Origin of the sequence: Yersinia sp. SCPM-O-B-9106 (C-191), assembly GCF_026183365.1 — a bacterium.
GTDB classification, from domain to species: domain Bacteria; phylum Pseudomonadota; class Gammaproteobacteria; order Enterobacterales; family Enterobacteriaceae; genus Yersinia; species Yersinia rochesterensis.
In genome coordinates this window covers 1,752,910-1,769,765 of the sequence record NZ_CP110791.1, presented here as the reverse complement: position 1 = coordinate 1,769,765, position 16,856 = coordinate 1,752,910, and the positions used below count along the sequence as shown (strand labels likewise).

The window sequence follows — 16,856 nt, the reverse complement described above, 5'->3', positions numbered from 1 at the left end:
CGCCTTAGCGGGTTTTTTTATAATCAGCCAAAGGCCAATTAGATTGCAGTTACGTTTGCTGCAGACGGACCTTTAGCACCGTTCTCGATAGAGAACTGTACATTCTGGCCTTCAGCCAGGGTCTTGAAGCCTTGATCTTGGATTGCAGAGAAGTGCACGAACACGTCTTTGCTGCCATCAGCTGGAGTGATGAAACCGAAGCCTTTAGACTCGTTGAACCACTTTACTTGACCTTTCATCATGTTAGACATGTGTATTTCCTTTATTAAAAAATTTTGCCACCATGGGCGTGTTATAGCCGGTTATCAGTCGTTACTTATGGAGGCACTATGAAGGAAATTCGTCAGTGAAGAGCTATCAACGATAACGCTTTAAATATGAACCACTTTACTCAAGATGTCGTGCATAAATAGGTCTGTACCACAGGCCGAGACGCATTAACTCATGACCGGCTTTTAATAGCAACTCTTTTTAGCAAGCAAGCGGAAGATTCTTGTGTGCATGACTAAAATAAGACCAAAAAAGCTATTTATTATACTCTTGAGGCTTTGTTTTAATGATGTTTGCTACTTGGGCTGAAAGTTTATCCCTTGAATTTGCTATCATAAACACTCACCTATTTTTGAGAGAAATACATGAAGCACAAGTCTGCCACTTTAGATGATGTCGCACGCCAGGCGGGTGTTTCTTATCAAACGGTATCCCGTGTTTTAAACCAAGCCCCTCATGTCTCGCTAAAAACCCGGAATAAAGTTGAATTGGCTATGGCTGAGCTGAACTATATTCCTAACCGGGTAGCACAGCAATTAGCAGGCAAGCATAGCCTGACTCTCGGGCTAGCGACCTCTGACCTTTCTTTACATGCTCCCTCGCAAATAGCTGCCGCAATAAAAAGAAAAGCCCGCCAACTGGGGTATAACGTGGTCATTGCCATGGTCGATGACCATAGTGAACATGCCTGCCAACAAGCTATAAACGAGTTACTGGCTCAACGAGTTGATGGGATTTTAGTCAATGTTCCTTTGAAGACAAAACGCAGCCATGAAATTACTGAACAATGTGCAGATACGCCGGTTCTTTTTCTTGATGTTGACCCCCGTTCTGGGGCTTTCAGCGTCTTATTTGATCCCAAAGTAGGCGCAATTCAGGGTGCAAACTACATCATCGCATTGGGCCATCAGCAAATAGTGCTTATCTCCGGCCCCAAAGATGCTATTTCAGCCCAATTGCGCCACCAGGGGTGGTTGCAGGCATTGAATAATGCCTCACTTTCACCACAAGCGGTTTATCACGGAGAATGGAATGCACAAAGTGGTTATCAGGCGACACAGAAGCTTATCGCCGGTAATACTCCATTTAGCGCCATCCTGGTCGCTAATGACCAAATGGCGCTAGGCGTACTGCGCGCTCTGCACGAATACAATATCGAGGTGCCGAAAGAGGTTTCTGTCATTGGTTATGACGATACTGCGGACAGCGCCTATTTCCAGCCTCCACTGACCACCATCAGACAAAACTTCAGATTATTAGGGGAAGAAAGTGTTTCCCGACTGATAGTCAGGCTACACCATACGATTGAGCCGCCCTCTCAATCGTTGTCATTAGAGACTGAACTGATAATACGCCAGACTACAGCCTCTTTTAATCCTGCACGGTACAAAAACGAATAAATGCGATCGTTCTCGACTATTTAACTCACAGCTATTTACTTTACTTTCGGCTGAATTCATCTTGAACGCATCAAAATTGTGAGCGCATAACATTTAATTACTGTTCAAAGTAGTGCTAACAAAACAAGCTCAATTTCGCAAAAGATAAGGCTGAAATGATGACGGTACAGCAAGAAGTTAAACAGCGGGTTAAACCAGCCCTATCACAGATTTTATCTCGCCGAGATTGGGAAAACCCGCAAATAACACAGTACAACCGCCTTGAAGCGCACCCTCCATTTTACAGTTGGAGAAATATCAGTGCCGCTCAAGATGATAATGATTCCCCACAGCGGCAATTACTGAATGGGCAGTGGACATTTAGTTATTTTACGCGGCCTGAATCAGTACCCGATGAATGGGCTGAGCAAGACTTCCCAGGATCAGCGTCAATACCAGTCCCTTCAAATTGGCAACTCCATGGTTACGACACCCCGATTTATACCAATGTGCGATACCCAATTCCCGTTGACCCACCGCGAGTGCCACAGGACAACCCGACAGGCTGTTATTCTTATAATTTTACCTTAGATCCCGATTGGCTCTCGTCAGGGCAAACCCGCATTATTTTTGATGGCGTGAGTTCCGCATTCTATCTGTGGTGTAACGGCCAGTGGGTTGGGTATTCCCAAGACAGTCGCCTGCCCGCCGAATTCGATCTCACTCCTTATTTGCAAGCAAACAATAACCGCATCGCCGTTCTTGTATTGCGTTGGAGTGATGGTAGCTATCTGGAAGATCAGGATATGTGGCGCATGAGCGGGATTTTTCGTGATGTCAGCCTACTACACAAGCCTGATATTCATTTGCGGGATGTTCATATCACAACGCATTTATCGCCCGAATTCAGCTCCGCCCATTTAGATGTGATGGCGGCAGTTAATATTCCATTGATTGATATCAATAACACGCAAGTGATCGAAGCCTATCAAATCCGGGTGCAACTTTGGTTGGCGGATACGTTAGTTACCAGTTTGCAACAACCTCTAGGTACTCAAGCAATTGATGAAAGGGGGAATTATGCTGATCGCACTCTCCTAAACCTACGGGTAGAGCAACCCTTATTATGGAGTGCTGAACAACCTACGCTCTATCGAGCCGTCATCTCGCTACTTGATAACCAGCAAAAACTTATCGAAGCGGAAGCTTATGATGTCGGTTTCCGCCAAGTGGCCATTCATCAAGGGCTACTCAAGATTAATGGTAAAGCGGTACTAATTCGTGGGGTGAATCGCCATGAGCATCACCCCCAAACAGGTCAAGCTATAGATGAAGAAAGTATGCTGCAAGATATCATTTTAATGAAACAGCATAACTTTAATGCCGTAAGGTGTTCACATTACCCCAATCACCCACTGTGGTATCGCCTGTGCGATCGCTACGGTTTATATGTTGTCGATGAAGCCAATATCGAAACACATGGAATGCAGCCTATGGGGCGGTTGGCAGACGATCCACAGTGGTTTTCTGCTTTCAGCGAACGAGTTACCCGGATGGTTCAGCGCGACCGTAACCACCCTTGCATTATTATCTGGTCATTGGGCAATGAATCAGGTCACGGCGCTAGCCACGATGCACTTTATCGCTGGATAAAAACCAATGACCCCACTCGCCCAGTACAATATGAAGGTGGCGGTGCAAATACCCAAGCTACTGATATTGTTTGCCCAATGTATGCTAGAGTGGATGAAGACCAACCTTTCCCAGCAGTACCTAAATGGGCGATAAAAAAATGGATTGGTCTACCAAACGAATCTCGTCCGTTGATTTTGTGCGAATATGCCCATGCAATGGGCAACAGTTTTGGTGGGTTTTCCCGCTATTGGCAAGCATTTCGCCAATACCCTCGGCTACAGGGGGGGTTTATTTGGGATTGGGTAGACCAAAGCATCAGCCGTAATGATGAAAATGGTCAGTCTTATTGGGCTTATGGCGGTGACTTTGGCGACAGCCCCAATGACCGACAATTCTGTATGAATGGATTAGTTTTTCCTGACCGTACCCCCCACCCAAGTCTGTATGAAGCACAATGCGCGCAGCAATTTTTCCAATTCGGGTTGCTTAGCACAACACCGTTGGTAGTCAGCATTACCAGTGAATATCTGTTCAAAAACAGCGATAACGAGCACCTGTATTGGCGTATCGAGTTAAAGGGAGAATCAGTTTTGGAGGGTAATCTCCCACTAGATTTATCGCCTGAAAGCACACAATACCTTACATTGGCAGATCAATTACCGACCATCAGTGAGCCAGGTGATTTATGGCTAAATGTTGAAGTCAGGCAAGTAAAAGAGACTGCTTGGTCACCAAAGCATCATCGTAGTGCATGGCATCAATGGCGTTTACCGCATTCACTCTCTGTTCCCCAAAATTCCTTAGCTAGCTTAGCTGAGTCTGATTGCCTCCAACTGCACCAAGATGCGGAATATATTACTGTGATTCATCAACAGCAGCGCTGGCTATTTAGCTGCCAAACCGGATTGATGGAACAATGGTGGGTCGATGGGAAAAATAGATTGCTCACTCCATTGCGTGATCAATTTGTCCGCGCACCGCTGGATAACGATATTGGTATTAGTGAAGCAACACAAATTGATCCTAATGCTTGGGTTGAACGCTGGAAAAAAGCAGGAATGTATCAACTGGAACAACGTTGTTTATCCTTACAAGCGGATATCTTGTCTCAGACTATACAAATCAGCGCTGAATATATCTATGAGTTTGCCCAAGAACAATTATTACATACTCATTGGTTATATCGCTTTGATAAACAAGGCCGTATGACCATTGATGTCCGAGTTCAAGTTGCCACATTGCTCCCCCCACCGGCCAGAATAGGTATGTGTTGCCAATTATCTGATATTTCTGAAAATGTTAGTTGGTTGGGATTAGGACCACACGAAAACTATCCTGACCGCCAACTCTCGGCACAATATGGTCACTGGTCGCAACCCCTTGAACAGATGCACACCCCCTACATATTCCCAAGTGAAAATGGATTACGTTGCAAAACTAATGCATTGAATTATGGAAATTGGCAATTAACGGGGCAGTTCCATTTTGGTATCAGTCGTTACAGCACACAGCAACTCATGATGACCAGCCATCAGTATTTACTTAAGCCAGAACCAGGTACCTGGCTTAATATTGATGGTTTCCATATGGGCGTTGGTGGTGATGATTCATGGAGCCCCAGCGTCCATATCGATAACTTACTGACATGTGAAACTTATCAATACCAGGTCTGCTGGCAATACAAAAGTGAGATATAACAGGAGACGAGAAGCTGATATTTTCACTGGGTTAATGCATAATTTCGGATTAATACCTATATAGAACCAAGAGAAACACCACTAATATCATTATGTTCCAAACATCTCTTAGTCCCGATTATTGCCATGCAATGAGTCATACATGTAGTACTCCTTTGTAAATTTATGCGCCCACCCTATTGGGCGCTTTTTTATCTTCTGCTCCCCTTTGATGATTTTGTCTTTTGCATATGTGTCATAAGTTAAGCACATTCACTCCATGAATTATTTACGTTACGGGGCTAAGATAATCACTCAATCATAGGCATAGCTTCTGACTCAGTATCTTCATGTTACAAGAGGAATATTATGACATTGTTAACTAATCTCCCAACGAACATGGTCACGATCGAGATTACTCAACCTGGCGGCCCTAAAGTCTTAGTCCCCGTCGATCGCCCGACACCTATGCCAGCTGCAGGTGAAATACTGGTTAAGATTTCAGCTGCCGGAGTTAACCGCCCTGATGTCATGCAACGCCGTGGACAATATGCACCACCAGCGGGCGCCTCCGATATTCCAGGATTAGAGGTCGCAGGTGTCGTGGTTGCTGTTGCGGCTGATGTCTCACGATTTAAAATTGGAGACAAAGTGTGTGGGTTAATCGCGGGTGGTGGTTATGCCCAATATTGCGTAATACATGAAACCAACGCTTTACCTATTCCACCTAACCTCACTGAAATTGAAGCGGCAGCGTTACCCGAAACTTTCTTTACCGTATGGACTAACCTCTTCCAACGGGGTCATTTTACCGCTGGTGAAACTGTCTTAATTCACGGAGGCTCTTCAGGTATTGGGACTACAGCAATAATGTTGAGCAAAGCATTTGGCGCAAAAGTAGTTATCGTCACTGTGGGGTCAGAAGAGAAACGTCAGGCGTGTTTGGCACTAGGTGCAGATATTGCTATTAATTATCACACTGACGATTTTGTTGCCGAGGCTAAACGAGTCACCGCAGGGAAAGGTGTCGATGTTATTGTCGATTTAATTGCTGGTGATTATGTCGCACGTAATTATGAAGCTGCCGCAATGAATGGTCGCATCGTGCAGATTGGCACTCAAAATGGGAATGCCAAGGACTTGAATTTGATGCTAATGTTGCTAAAACGTCTAACACACACAGGATCCACATTGCGCTCGCGTACTGTGGCAGAAAAAGCGCTCATCGCTAAAGAACTGGAGCAACACGTTTGGCCATTGCTGTGTAATGGTCAAGTAAAACCACTGATATTTAAGACATTTCCACTGAAAGAAGCCGCTAAAGCCCATGAATTAATGGAAAGCAGCACGCATATCGGTAAAATTGTCCTGACCACTGATGGCTGTTCAGCGCTATAATTAGCTTCACTATGAAATTTCATCAGGTGAAATTTCAGAAAAAACGATTGTTTTCATCTGATGAATGAATAATATATCTACTCAATTGCCTATTTAACTATAACAGTTTTGCTAACTAATTCCTTAAACTGATATACATTAAATTTAACTTTTCATGTTAAACTATAACAAACCATTATGGTTTAACTTTATTAGTTATTAATTACAAGGTCATCATTATGGACATAATTAAAAAAATATTAACCGACGACATCGCAAGAATAAATCAGAAAGAAAAAAGAGATGGTCGATTAAAATTTAACAGCGATTTTGTCTACAAGCACCCCTACCTTTGCCTTGCGATGCTAATATCATACTTTTTTGTCTTAATTTTAATGTACTTAACGCCCTACTTTGGCACGGGTTATATGATTGCCTTCACTGTTTTCTTTGTCTTGATGTCTGCTGTTCTCATGATGGAAATCAAACCCGTATTTAAATTCGACGATATTGGTATTCTTGATTTACGCGTTTGCTATAACGGTGAATGGTTCTTTAGCCGTGCGCTATCAACACAGGCAATTGATGAAATATTAAATAGCAAGGATATCAGCGATGATTTTAAAATCCGCTTTAAACATATTATTAGTAATAAAGGTGAAATAGACTTTTATGATGTCTATGACTTAGCCTATTTGCAAAAAAAATCTATGCGTACCAATGAGCCGAATCAAACTGCATCGTTGGCCAGTACCTCGGCTATCCGGTATTAATCACGACGATCTAACATGGCTTTGCCCTCTGCCGACCTCGGTAGAGGATATACTTTTGTGTATCAAATCTACTTTCTCAAAGACAAATCAGTAGCGGCGAGCACTACTGCTTCAATAGGCAATATTGTCCAAGCCTTTGTTGATGCGACTAACACGAACAAACACGCCTTTTTCTCATCAAACTCATTATATTTATTAGGAAAATTCCGCGAACATATTAAAATGACACCTATAATGATCCTATTGTTTCGAATCATAAAAGGTGGATAGGCATGGACAAGATTGATGAGCAATTGATTACTATTTTAGCAAAAAATGCACGGATATCTTTGAAGGACCTATCACAACAAGTCAACCTCTCCTCCCCCAGTACCTCTGAACGTTTACGACGTCTCGAAGAACGTCATATTATCCGCAGTTACACACTAGATTTGAATCAACAGGCATTCGGGTATAGCTTGCAGGCTATTGTACGTGTCAAACCGCGGGCAGGAATGCTACGGATAACTGAAGAAATGATTCAGGAAACACCTGAATGTGTTGAGTGTGACAAAGTGACCGGCGACGACTGCTTCATTAGTCGTTTATATATTCATTCAATGGAGCAATTGGATACGATTATTGACCGTTGGTCAGAACACGCCGAAATTCAGACCTCAATTGTTAAGTCATCCCCAATAATACGACGTTTTCCACCCTTAGTGCAGTTGATCAAGGAAAGTAAAATTTGAAATCTGTACCCTAGCCCTCATTTTATCTATAATTAAAAGTTATTCTTGACATAATTAATATATATAAGCGAATAGCTGATGAGTAATAATCAAAGCAACGCGTCAGATTCATCGATTCTTACGCTCCCCTATACCCGTTGGGGTCAAGATAACGCGCAAAACTCCAGTGCCGTCGAGGCTCTGGAGCAAGGTAAAGTGCTTTTTCTGCCTCATTTGGCATTTGAGCTGAGTGAACAGGAAATGCAACTGCTTGACCCCGCCTTGGTGGATGTAAAACGTAAAAATATCAGCTTTAAGCCGTTGGAGGGGACACTAACCGGCGTCACTGATGAAAGCAAAGTGACATTAACCCGCCAATTGCTCGAACGTTATTATCAGAATTGCCTCAGTCTGGTGAATCAATTACTGCCGGATTATATCTCTGCCCTGCACAGTCCAACTAATAGCCTACGTTTGCACCCGGTTACTGCCTGGCGTGATAAAACATCTTGGCGTAAAGATGATAGCCGCTTACATGTGGATGCTTTCCCTTCACGGCCTAATTATGGTGAGCGAATCATCCGAATCTTCACCAATATCAACCCTCATAATGAGCCACGCTCATGGCGTATAGGGGAAGATTTTTCGCAATTAGCCAGTCGCTATTTACCGCAACTCGACAGTTATTCCCCTGTCAGTAGTTGGTTGCAGCATAAAATCGGGATAACCAAGCGCCGCCGCAGTCATTACGATCATTTAATGCTTCAACTGCACGATAAAATGAAGTCAGACTCTGATTACCAAAAAAATGGTTTGCAGCAAGCTATTGATTTCCCAGCGGGTTGTAGCTGGATCTGTTTTTCAGATCAAACGCCTCACGCGGCGATGGGCGGGCAATTCATGTTGGAACAAACTTTCCTGTTACCGGTTGAGGGGATGAAGAACCCTCAACAATCCCCACTAAAAATACTGGAATCTTTAACGCAAAAGTCACTGATATAGCACATTGCTGGCGATTGAATACTGCCTACATAAAATCCGCTGACAATGCGGGTTTTTTATTCCAGCCTATACATGATAAAAAAATGCTTATACGACTTGATCTCTACTAAAAAAATAAATATCATTTTTCACAGTATGTAAGCCAACTCCATAATAGCTTAACTGAGGCAAACAAATTGACCTTATTGAGCGAAGTCTATAGATAAAAGTTATTTAGCTGTTCGGTTTTATGTTAACAATAGGTTTATATCTTAGATATTGGTTTTATTTTAGGTGTGAAATTTACACTCGATACCTATTGAACCTTATCAGATAACTATTGGAGGTTAATATGGTTAAGGTCTATGACAGAAATAGAAACCAAATTATTCCTGGCAAACGTGTCATGGTCGCACAAACAGGAGAAATTGACGTAGCAAAGGCTATTCATGCCGAGGGTTTGGCACCTATACAAGCTGAGCGCGAGCGGGTTGTAGAGCTGCTACATACCGGTGAACGCCATGTGCCTTTCGATTTAGTCAGACTAGGTTAATAATACTTAAATTGTAATGCTTCCGCTAATTGAACACTTGTCTTATTGATGCTATCACTTGCTTCTGGGGCTTATCTATATTTAATAGATAGCCCCAGCTTTTATTTATATAGCATTAATCATAATAAATCACTGTTAATAACCACAGATAATAAACCCACATTACACTGTGGTCTTTTGACTTATTCGACAATACGCATTAACTCCGAATAATTTCAGCCTAAATATGACATACAGGCTCGATCACTTGGGCGACTTTCTTTTGGAAAGTCTCAAGCTGACAAAGTTTGTTATCACCCTCGTTCTCACAACCTTCAATGGCAATCGGAACAATTCTTGCCGGGTTATTCTTCAAGTCTAACTTATCAGCATTGCGCAACTGCTCCATCGTTTGATAGAACATTTTCACGGCCACATAGTGTTGATGGTTATCCGGATTCTGCCATAATTCAAAAACGAGTCCGCCACCTGGCGGGGTGTTATCGGGCTGCTGCGGTAATTGCCAATTAGCTCCTAACATACCGGCAATGTTGGCGATATTGGTGTCATGTCCTCCGAGAAACAGCAATTTGGTTTGCGGTGATAGCGGCAAGGTTTGTCCCTGAGCATCACGTTGCAACACTAATGCCGTATCAATTTGCTGCAATAGCGGAGTTCCTTTATGCCGGGCGATATAAGGGGTTTTGGCCATCAAATCGAACTGTGCATTATGCAGTGACAATAATGAAACCCAATTTTCTTCACCGCTGAGACGGTGCCAGGCGACATCGGGCATGGCCTGCGAATTTTGTAACAGGAAAATTTCACCCAATGTCGACGATAGCGCCAGTGGCCCACTCAATGAAACTTTTGTCCCTTCTTTATTTACTTTGATTTCATTTGCTGCAAAAGTCGCGAAATCACAGCTTTTTCTGTTTTGTTGCAATGACTGACAATAAGGTGAAGCTGTAAAATTCAGCACCTCGCCCATCAGGGCAAAGGGCTTGGCATAGCGCTGACTCAGCTCACTTAATGGCCCACCCAGTCGTTCTTCAACAGCCTGATAAGTTTTCGTTGGGTCCAATTTACAGACCCCCGCCTCGACAGTGTGGAATAACGGGTCAACTTTTTTCAAATCAGCTTGATAATGTACTTTTAGGCCGCAATCCGGGGCGATACCGTCCAGAAATGCCTGTCCGGTTAAGCGGGTGCGTTGGTCAATATCAGCCTGCACATAGACGGCCCCGTCTGCCGGGCACCCCGCTGGCAACAGCCCATGGCTGCGGAAATACTCACCATAAAAACCGCCCATTAAGGTGACTAACTCTGCTCCTCGCGGCGTTAAATAGCCCGCTTTTACTGGCCATTGAGGCCATTTGTCAGGTGTGACATCATTCATTAACTGTGTTTGTTTCGTCGGGGAACGAACACCGTGGCGGCTCAAAATCACCACGCGCTCCAAAGTGTAACCGGTAGGTTGTGCTGCAAGCGGTGCAGCACTCAGCGTAGAACTACTCAGCACCAAAGTGAGTGCCGACAACCACAGATATTCTTTTGCTATTGTCATAATTTTATATCCTTATTAAAACTACGAATACTTTTGCCCTATCGAGTATGGTCGAGGATCACAAACCTAACAATGTAGAAAGCAATGCCACTCCATCCATGAAGTGAGTTGACGTAAAATTTCAACCTGAACACGCTAAATTTGATTCGCTTCTCATTGTTATAACGATAATTAGCCGATTATGTTATTGACGATACTTATACTTAAAGGAGGCATAAATCCGGTCATTATCCGGGCAGTATTTGGCACATTAGGATTGATGGATATAGCCCATAATCCAGCGGCTATACATACAAATGATAAGGAATCTGACATGCGGAAAGCAGGTGATATCGATAGAGTCATGTCGGCCAGACAACTTCCCAATAAAGCCGTAGCCCTGATTCTTGCAGGTGGTCGCGGTTCACGTCTTAAAGATCTTACGTCTGTCCGAGCAAAGCCCGCTGTTCATTTCGGCGGAAAATACCGCATTATCGACTTCGCACTATCAAATTGCCTTAATTCAGGTATTCGTCGCATCGGCGTGATAACGCAGTATCAGTCTCATACTTTGGTGCAACATATCCAGCATGGTTGGTCATTTCTCAGTGAAGAGATGAATGAGTTTGTGGACTTATTGCCCGCGCAACAACGCCAGGGGCGGGAGCACTGGTATACCGGCACCGCAGATGCGGTTTTCCAGAATTTAGATATTATTCGCCGCTATCATGCTGAATATGTAGTGATTTTAGCGGGAGATCATATTTATAAGATGGATTATTCTCGCATGCTGCTCGATCACGTAGAAAGTGGCGCAGCCTGCACCGTGGCCTGTATCGAAGTGCCCAAGGCGGAAGCAACGGCCTTCGGTGTGATGGAGGTCTCCGAAGAGTTACAAGTGAAAATGTTTTGGGAGAAACCTGAAGACCCTCCCACTCTGCCCGGAAAGCCTAATAGCAGTCTGGCCAGTATGGGGATTTATGTGTTTAACGCCGAATTCCTGTTTGGTCTACTTGAGAGCGATCACGCGGACGAAAACAGCAGCCATGACTTTGGCAAAGATATTCTGCCGAAAATCACCGAACAGGGCCATGTTTGGGCACATCCGTTCTCATTATCTTGTGTTTCCACTTCACCCGACGCCCCTGATTATTGGCGTGATGTCGGGACATTAGATGCCTATTGGCAAGCAAACCTCGACCAAGCGGCTATCACGCCAGAATTAGATATGTATGATTCACATTGGCCGATACGCACCTATGCCGAGCCATTGCCACCGGCAAAATTTGTACAAGATCGCTCTGGCAGCCATGGTATGACCATGAATACGTTGGTGTCAGGCGGCTGTTTTATCTCCGGCTCAGTCGTGGTCAACTCGGTGTTATTTTCTCGAGTACGAGTCAATTCATTCTGTAATATCGATTCTTGTGTATTACTACCCGACGTCAATGTGGGGCGATCTTGCCGGCTACATCGCTGTGTCGTAGACCGTGCCAGTGTTATCCCCGAAGGCATGGTGATTGGTGAAAACGCGGATGAAGATGCTCGTCGTTTTTATCGTTCGGAAAGTGGAATTGTACTGGTCACCCGAGAGATGTTAGCGAAGCTGTAAGGCCGTGGAGCTATCAATATTGAGTTGCCCAAGCATGGACAAGTAGGGAATAGTTTATATAATCAGGCCAAACGAATAAAAGGGTCTGAATATGTCATTTACTGAATGGGTCATTTTAGGTGTAGTGATTGGTTGTGCCGCTGGCGCTTTACTGAAGATTTTTGGCAAGAAAAAAGCCCCTTAGACCTTTCTGTTCCCTGATTAATAAAACGGCGCTGATACTGTGCCGTTTTATTATCTTTGCCAATAATAATTTCTCACTGCACAGCTATCAAGTCAGTCACGGGTGCAACAACCATTACCAACCACAATAATAAACTGCTGACCATCGCACGCCGCAACAATTTAGCCGCCCCTAGCCAGCGCGAGTCTAACGAGCGCCCATCCGTCGTTTTTTTCCCCCACAACTGTGCCAATGCAGCATCAAAATCTGCCGTTTGTGGCTCGTGGGCATAGAGCAATGTAAATAGGCGCTCATCAAGCCATAAGCGCCAACAATAATAATGTGTCACACCCGCCAACAGCAGTAACAATCCCGCGACAATACTATCGGCACCCCACAGGGCAAAGATTATCGGCGGCACAGTCAACGCAGCAAGATAACGCCAACTGGCAAGATGAATTGTCAGAACCTGCCCAGCCACCGGGTGATTTAACATGTAATTTTCCTTCTTTGCGCAAGAGCCTGCAAATGCTGAGGCTGCAATACCACTTGTGGGCGAACTTGCCGTAATAATTCAGCCGCTGCTTGCGGTGTAGCTACTCGCCCTTGATCAAGTAACCATGCGGCAATCACCAGCGCGCTGCGAGACATTCCCAGCGCGCAATGCACCAAAACTGTGCCATGTTGCTGATGTAATTGATTAAGTTTTGTGACCGCCAGAGCCAGTTGCTGCTGATTGGGCACCATTAAATCCATCAATGGGCAGCATATATAAGGTTTATTGCGGCTATAATCGCTGCGACTAAATTCTGCTGTGACATCCAATGTGCTTGCCTGTAATAGCGGTGCTCGTGGATAACTGCCGATAAAAACACCATCAGCCACCGGTACGGCTTGCGGCAAGGGGCGGGTGAACGCATACATCGACAGCCAGGCCCCCAATCGATAAGGCCATAATAGCAGCCGTGCTGACGGCGATAGTCTGCCATCGGCCTCTTTTTGGAACACCCCAATCCCCCAACCACAATAACCCGCCGTCACCGCGAGCAAAGAAAGTGCAGGCCACACCAGCACATAACCCCCACCTTGCAGCCCTAGTCCTAGCCCTCCCACTAATAAGGCGACGCTACCGTACCAAAGTGCCAGTTTCAGGGATGAGCGACTGGGTCGTTGCCAGCACCAATGGCTTTTTATCGGGATCAGATAACTGACAATCACTCCCGCTGCTAATCCCGTTGCAATATCAATGACATGGTGTTGCCAGGTAGTCAGGACAGATACTGCAATCAATGCAAACCAGCCAGTCATCAGCCAACGCCATATCCCTTGGCAATGTGGCCAAAAGTGCAGCCACAGCAACCAGGCCAGCATGATGTGCAATGACGGTGCCTGATTGTAAGGCAAATCAAACAGTTCGAGTTGCTGAAATAACCAGCCGAAAGGCCCATCAGTGACTGGGCGAATAAAGCTGAATTTGAGTGGAAACAGCAGGAAGCCCAAGCACGCCACCAGCGATGCCATGATTAACCTGAGTGCATGGCGAGTCTGTTCGCGCAACGAAGTGCAGATAAATAATGATAGACCATAGAGCAGGTCAATACTCCAATAGGGCACAATCGTCCATGGCAAAAAAGGAATATGGTGCTCCCAACCATACACCACACTACTTACCCCGGAGCGGCTGGCAGTAAACTGATTGGTCTGGCCGTAGCTGATAAAAAACAGTGGAGCCAGCAACAGCAGCCACAGCACAGCACGCCGCCAGAGTTGCTTGCGTGTTACCGTACTATCCCCCTCAGTCATCAGCACGGCGCACCGCCAGAGAGACCGTAAAAATGCCCCACTCATCAATCAGTTGATGACATTTATCAAAGCCGGCCTGCTCAACCAGAGCATCCATCTCGCCCTGACTGCGGACTCGCATAACCCACGGCTGTCCATCTTGATGGCTGGTCAATGCACGAGCAATCATTTTAAGTTGCGGATGCCAAGGTTGGCCGGTGTAAATCAATACGCCTCCGGCAGGAACCGCCGCCGCCAACCCCGCCAATGACGCCTCAATTATGTCATTTTGGGGGAATAACTCATATAAGCCGGAAACAATAGCCAGTGTCGGATTTGGGGCCAAACTTGCCAATGAATCTCGATCGAAAGCATCGCCTTTTTCAAAACGCGCAACCGCGGTCAAATTACGCTCTGCAATCATGGCTTGCCCTTTATCCACATTCAGCTCGCTATAATCTCGCAGTAGAATTTGCTCAACATCATGCTGGTCAGTCAGCGCATCCAACACATAGCGGCCATGACCTGCCGCAATATCCACAATGCGCAGCGGCATGTTTTTATCGCGCAACTGCTGAAGTGCCATTTGAATGCTTTGCTGCAAATGCACTTTGCGCATGCGAATGCCGCGCCAACCAATACTATTAAGGTATTGTTTATCAATATACTGCCCCAGCTTATTTTTGCCCTCCGGCTGGTTGCGGTAGACATAATCCAGCGTACTGCCCGAGTCAAAACCGGTTTCAAATCCCAAACGCACTCCGGTAGCACTGCTGCCCAACGTCTTCATGCCATAACGCAATGCGCTATAGTACAGCCCTTCGGCAGAGTAAGGTTTCAGCGGCACTTGCAGCGCACGATAGCAATCGGCACTGACGCTCCAGCGGTCTTCATAGCGGTAACTATGCTGAGGCAATTTTTCGCCATAGAGCCGTTCAATAAAGGCTCGCATCTTATCGAAGGCCAGTTGCCGGTCTTGCTCGCCCAAAGTATCGTGATAAAAGCCGGGCAATATATGCTGTTCTTTCACCGGGCTGCTGAGTCGCTGATAAAATTTCTGCTGCGGCGCACGGTGAACGACAAAATCATCGCCGGAAATCAGCAATTGTGTTGGTAGGGTTATTGCTGCGGCATCTTGCACAATGCGCTCGGCGGCACGGTAAAGATCCAACAGGATATTGACGGCAATCGGGCGGCTAACCAGCGGGTCGTTATCAAAACTGGCCACCCGCGATGCATCATGGGTCAGGAATTTACCTTTAACATAGGATTTAACGTAAAACAGCCCGCGAAACCGATGCATCAGAGTTAATCCTGGGCGAGCAAACGGCACATACAATTTCACCTTAAACGCTGGTGAGGCTAAAATCATACCGCGAATTTTGGGCGCATAATCATGTACCCAGGTCGAGACCAGCACCGCCCCAACACTTTGAGCAACCACCATAATATCCTGCATCGGCACTTGGCTATCAACAGCAGCAAAACGGACGAATTCATCAACATCTTGCACCGAACGCGCCAAACTTGGGCTGTATCCTCGGTCCCCCGGTGACTGACCATGCCCACGCGCATCCCAAGCATAAAATGTCACATCCGGCAGCATCAATTCATCAACAATATGCTGTAAGCGCCCCGAGTGTTCATGACCACGATGAAACAGCACTATCACACGTTTTGCCGGGCCATTCTGCGCGGGCCAGCAACGGTAGAATAATGCCGTCTTGTCACTGGTGGTGAAGGTCAGTTCCTGAGCAACACGATGTCCTTGAGTCACGGTATTTTCCTTGTAGCGAGCTGTTGCAAAGTGATAAACCGCTGCTGTAATTCGGTTCGGAATATCTGTTTGTCATCATGAAAATACAAAGGTTTATCAACATAAATATCAATAAAGAATGGCACTGGAATACGCTGTCCTTTACCCATCGCCCGCCCTAAACCCTGCATATATACTGGGGTTATCGGGGTGGTAGGGAATTGTCGGCTCAAATACCACAGACCCGATTTAAACTCAGAAAATTTCTCTGGCTCACCGCGCGTCCCTTCAGGAAATAGAATGACAATTTTATTATTGGCTAGCGCCTCAATACATCCTGCCAACGGGTCACTGCCCTTACCTGCGCCACCACGCGTTACCGGAATAATGCCAATCACTTTAATCGCGAACCAGGCAATAGCTCGATGACGTAAAAAGTAATCGGCAGCAGCCACCGGATGAACCTGCGACAAAGTTGAGAGTGGGAATAAGGTAAACAGCGTCAATATATCCAGATGGCTATTATGATTTGCCACTACAATAGCTGGCCCTTTAAGGGGCAATTGTTTTCGCTGCCAGACAGAAACCCCCAGCCATACCAGCACTACCGGATACGCCACGCATAATGTAAAAATCCAGCGTAATAGTCGGTTCACGACCAGCC

Annotated in this window: 14 protein-coding genes; 8 read left to right on the top strand and 6 right to left on the bottom strand. The window is 45.5% G+C overall.

The genetic code is table 11. The features are described from left to right. Window positions 1-38 precede the first annotated feature (38 nt). On the bottom strand, window positions 39-251 hold the full coding sequence (gene cspE, locus OP863_RS08130) for a transcription antiterminator/RNA stability regulator CspE (protein ID WP_002210893.1): 213 nt from the start codon (window positions 249-251) through the stop codon (window positions 39-41). A gap of 384 nt (window positions 252-635) precedes the next feature. Between cspE and OP863_RS08125 the strand changes: the two genes are divergently transcribed. From OP863_RS08125 to ydfZ, 7 genes are all read left to right on the top strand, one after another. Then, window positions 636-1,670 carry a LacI family DNA-binding transcriptional regulator gene (locus OP863_RS08125; RefSeq protein WP_145589589.1) on the top strand — a complete coding sequence of 345 codons (1,035 nt, stop codon included), beginning with the start codon at window positions 636-638 and terminating at the stop codon, window positions 1,668-1,670. 158 nt (window positions 1,671-1,828) lie between these two features. Next, entirely contained in the window at window positions 1,829-4,981 is a 3,153-nt protein-coding gene (locus OP863_RS08120; RefSeq protein ID WP_265526247.1) for a beta-galactosidase, read from the top strand. Window positions 4,982-5,329: 348 nt separating this feature from the next. Further along, the gene (locus OP863_RS08115) at window positions 5,330-6,358 is read left to right on the top strand and encodes an NAD(P)H-quinone oxidoreductase (RefSeq protein ID WP_265526097.1); all 1,029 of its coding nucleotides are present in this window, start codon (window positions 5,330-5,332) and stop codon (window positions 6,356-6,358) included. A 218-nt stretch (window positions 6,359-6,576) separates the two neighbouring features. Continuing rightward, window positions 6,577-7,110, top strand: a complete 534-nt coding sequence (locus OP863_RS08110) for a YlaC family protein (protein WP_145589587.1) — start codon at window positions 6,577-6,579, stop codon at window positions 7,108-7,110. Window positions 7,111-7,382: 272 nt separating this feature from the next. Then, the gene (locus OP863_RS08105) at window positions 7,383-7,841 is read left to right on the top strand and encodes an Lrp/AsnC family transcriptional regulator (RefSeq protein WP_038633840.1); all 459 of its coding nucleotides are present in this window, start codon (window positions 7,383-7,385) and stop codon (window positions 7,839-7,841) included. 78 nt (window positions 7,842-7,919) lie between these two features. Then, entirely contained in the window at window positions 7,920-8,822 is a 903-nt protein-coding gene (locus OP863_RS08100; RefSeq protein WP_186368376.1) for a Kdo hydroxylase family protein, read from the top strand. 331 nt (window positions 8,823-9,153) lie between these two features. Then, window positions 9,154-9,354 (top strand): putative selenium delivery protein YdfZ, encoded by a 201-nt coding sequence (gene ydfZ, locus OP863_RS08095; protein ID WP_038633846.1) that lies wholly within the window; start codon window positions 9,154-9,156, stop codon window positions 9,352-9,354. A 220-nt stretch (window positions 9,355-9,574) separates the two neighbouring features. Here ydfZ and OP863_RS08090 read toward each other — a convergent pair whose 3' ends face one another. Beyond that, window positions 9,575-10,900 (bottom strand): AppA family phytase/histidine-type acid phosphatase, encoded by a 1,326-nt coding sequence (locus tag OP863_RS08090; RefSeq protein WP_145591972.1) that lies wholly within the window; start codon window positions 10,898-10,900, stop codon window positions 9,575-9,577. A gap of 313 nt (window positions 10,901-11,213) precedes the next feature. On the opposite strand from OP863_RS08090, the gene glgC reads away from it, so the two are divergent. Then, window positions 11,214-12,491 carry a glucose-1-phosphate adenylyltransferase gene (gene glgC / locus OP863_RS08085; protein ID WP_145589585.1) on the top strand — a complete coding sequence of 426 codons (1,278 nt, stop codon included), beginning with the start codon at window positions 11,214-11,216 and terminating at the stop codon, window positions 12,489-12,491. Window positions 12,492-12,748: 257 nt separating this feature from the next. Here the strand turns inward: glgC and OP863_RS08080 are convergent, their stop codons facing one another. The 4 genes from OP863_RS08080 to OP863_RS08065 are packed head-to-tail and all read right to left on the bottom strand — an operon-like array spanning window position 12,749 to window position 16,848. Then, window positions 12,749-13,150, bottom strand: coding sequence for a hypothetical protein (locus tag OP863_RS08080; RefSeq protein ID WP_265526095.1), 402 nt, complete (start codon window positions 13,148-13,150; stop codon window positions 12,749-12,751). Further along, window positions 13,144-14,457 carry a phosphatase PAP2/dual specificity phosphatase family protein gene (locus OP863_RS08075; protein WP_265526093.1) on the bottom strand — a complete coding sequence of 438 codons (1,314 nt, stop codon included), beginning with the start codon at window positions 14,455-14,457 and terminating at the stop codon, window positions 13,144-13,146. Before OP863_RS08075 ends, OP863_RS08080 begins: the two co-directional genes overlap by 7 nt. Further along, window positions 14,450-16,213 carry a bifunctional alpha/beta hydrolase/class I SAM-dependent methyltransferase gene (locus tag OP863_RS08070; RefSeq protein ID WP_265526091.1) on the bottom strand — a complete coding sequence of 588 codons (1,764 nt, stop codon included), beginning with the start codon at window positions 16,211-16,213 and terminating at the stop codon, window positions 14,450-14,452. The genes OP863_RS08075 and OP863_RS08070 overlap by 8 nt, the downstream gene beginning before the upstream one ends. Then, entirely contained in the window at window positions 16,210-16,848 is a 639-nt protein-coding gene (locus tag OP863_RS08065; RefSeq protein ID WP_038633862.1) for a lysophospholipid acyltransferase family protein, read from the bottom strand. Before OP863_RS08065 ends, OP863_RS08070 begins: the two co-directional genes overlap by 4 nt. Window positions 16,849-16,856: the final 8 nt, after the last annotated feature.